Source organism: Pseudomonas sp. CM25, from assembly GCF_013179705.1.
Taxonomy (GTDB): domain Bacteria; phylum Pseudomonadota; class Gammaproteobacteria; order Pseudomonadales; family Pseudomonadaceae; genus Aquipseudomonas.
The window spans coordinates 1-2443 of the sequence record NZ_JABMCW010000542.1 but is presented as its reverse complement, the minus strand read 5'-3'; the positions used below and the strand labels follow the sequence as shown (position 1 = coordinate 2443).

At 60.7% G+C, this 2443-nt stretch carries 2 protein-coding genes; one reads left to right on the top strand and one right to left on the bottom strand.

The features are described 5' to 3' along the window. Positions 1-135 precede the first annotated feature (135 nt). Positions 136-1455, bottom strand: coding sequence for an OprD family porin (locus HP546_RS29165; protein ID WP_172233022.1), 1320 nt, complete (start codon positions 1453-1455; stop codon positions 136-138). A gap of 426 nt (positions 1456-1881) precedes the next feature. On the opposite strand from HP546_RS29165, the gene HP546_RS29160 reads away from it, so the two are divergent. Then, a partial coding sequence (locus tag HP546_RS29160; RefSeq protein ID WP_172233019.1) for a TonB-dependent receptor plug domain-containing protein occupies positions 1882-2443 on the top strand: 562 nt, incomplete at its 3' end.

Here is a 2443-nt window from a genome sequence, read left to right as displayed (position 1 = left end):
CGGATGGCACGTAGCGACAGCTTTGCGCCGGAGACCGGGGAAGGGGAAGTGCGGGCTGCAGGGGTTCGGCGCAGGGCTGCCGAGCCGGCATGAAAGCCTGGGGCCGCAAGGCAGCCCCAGACCATCAGATCAGGATCAGAAGATGCTGATCGGGTACTCGACGAATACGCGGACTTCGTTGCCGTCGTCGTTGTAACCGTTCTGCTGCACGGCGTTGTTGGTACGCAGGAACGAGCTACGCAGCTTGACCGACAGGTCCTTGGCCGGGCCGTCCTGCACCACGTAACGGATCTGGTTGAAGATCTCGCGCTCTTTACCCTCGCCGAAGCCCTGTGGGTTGGCAACGTTGCGGGTGTTGATGTTGTCACCCACCACGTAGGCCAGCTTGTAGGTCAGGCCCGGGATGCCGTAGGCACCAAAGTCCAGGCCGTAGCCCAGCTGCCAGGAGCGCTCGTCTTCGGCGTTGAAGTCGGACCAGTACGAGTTGGCCAGGTAGATGGTCGAGCCACCGTCACCCACGCCGCCGGCGTTCTGGTAGAAGCCGTAGTTGTAGCCGGTGCTGCCGGTGCTGCGCTGGTGCGCCAGGGTGAACGAGTGCGCACCGTAGGCGTAGGTGGCGGCCAGGCTCCAGATGGTGTTGGAGTCGCCGTTCAGCCCTGCAGCCTTGACGAACTTGTTGTTGATGTCCGACTTGTAGCCGTTGAAATCCAGGGTCAGCGACTGGTCGCTGGCGATCGGGAAGACGTAGTTCAGGCCCAGGTAGTGCTTGCGCATCACGTCTTCGTTGTCGGCGGTGTACAGCGAGCCGCTGAAGTTGTCGGTGAACTTGTAGCTACCACCAAGGACATTGATCGACTTCAGGCCACCACCGTCACGGCGCTCGGCGCTCTTGCGCGCTTCCTGGGTGAAGCGGCCGGCGTTCAGTTCCAGGCCCTCGATTTCTTTCGAGGTGATCAGGGTACCGGTGAAGCTTTCTGGCAGCAGGCGTGCATCGTCGTACTGCAGCACTGGCAGGGCCGGCATCTGGTCACCGTACTTCAGCACGGTGTTGGAGATGCGGAATTTCACGGCAGCGCCACCACGGGCCAGGTTGTGCGGCGAGCTGGCATTGCCATCGGCGTTGGTGGTTTCGTGCGGTTTGAAGAAGTCGACGCCACCGCCACCGTTGTGGCCTTTGCCGCCGTCAAGGCGCAGGGCGTACAGGCCGAATGCGTCGACACCGACGCCGACGGTGCCCTGGGTGAAACCGGAGGAGAAGTTGGCGATGACCGCCTGGCCCCATTCGATCTGGTCGTCGGTGCCGTGTTTCTTGTCACGGTTGATGTAGGCGTTGCGCAGAAGGACGTTGGCGTGGCTGTCCTCGATGAAGCCCTTGCTGTCGGCCTGCTCATTGGCCTGGGCCTGGGTCGCGGCGATCATCGCCAGAGCGACCAGGCTGATCCTGGTTTTCAACATGTTGTTTTCCTAAATTATTAATCAAAAACACTGCGCAATTTGACGCCAGGAACCAACGCCCCTTCGTAGGTTCGACGCTATGCGGATCCACACTGGCGGGCCTGCACGGCAGGCCGTGGCCGAATCCTAGCCGCGCGCGATTACAAATGTCAAAAAAACGTGAAATGCAGGTTGATATAACCAAAATAAAGCGTTGTCACGGGGCATTTCCACGCATGATCGCGCTGTAGGCGGGAATTTTGTCTTTTGTAGGATTTGTCTTCCTGACTAATCGGACGAATATCTGGGGCGGCCATCACCCTCTTAAGGCATATTTACAAAGTGATACATATGTAAAGACAAGCCTTTACAAATAGTCGAGCAGGAGCAAATAGCAAGCATTACCATTCGCACCTCTTTTCCACCTGCCCCGGTCCGGATGTGTCCATGCTTGTTCCCTGCCGCCTTTCCCCCCTCACGCTTGGCCTGTCGCTGCTGGTCAGCGCCAGCCTGGCAAGCGCCGCTTCCACTACCCTGCCGGAACTCTCTGTCACCGCCGACAGTGAACGCGAGAGGGACAACCCACAGGTCAAGGAGGTGAGCACCGCCACCCGCACCTCGACGCCGGTGCGTTACGTGCCGCAGGCCATCGACAGCGTGAAGACCGCCAACGTACTGGACTACGGCAGCAATACCCTGGGCAAGGCACTGGAAGGCATCCCCAACGTCAGCAGCGGCGCCGACACCCGCTTCGACAGCGTGCGCATTCGCGGCTTCGACGCCAGCAACGACTTCTACCTGGACGGGATTCGCGATGACAGCCAGTACATCCGCGACCTGCACAACATCGAGCGGGTCGAGGTACTGAAGGGGCCGGCGGCAGTGCTGTATGGCCGTGGCAGCCAGGGCGGTATCGTCAACCGGGTCAGCAAGGCGCCGGAACAAGGGCGCCGCTCAACCCTCGAAGCACAGGCGGGCAGCGAAGACCTGCGCAGCCTGTACGCCGACC

Bases quoted from the DNA above. Each gene is read 5' to 3' on its own strand.
- HP546_RS29165 (WP_172233022.1), bottom strand. From the start codon at position 1,455: ATGTTGAAAACCAGGATCAGCCTGGTCGCTCTGGCGATGATCGCCGCG.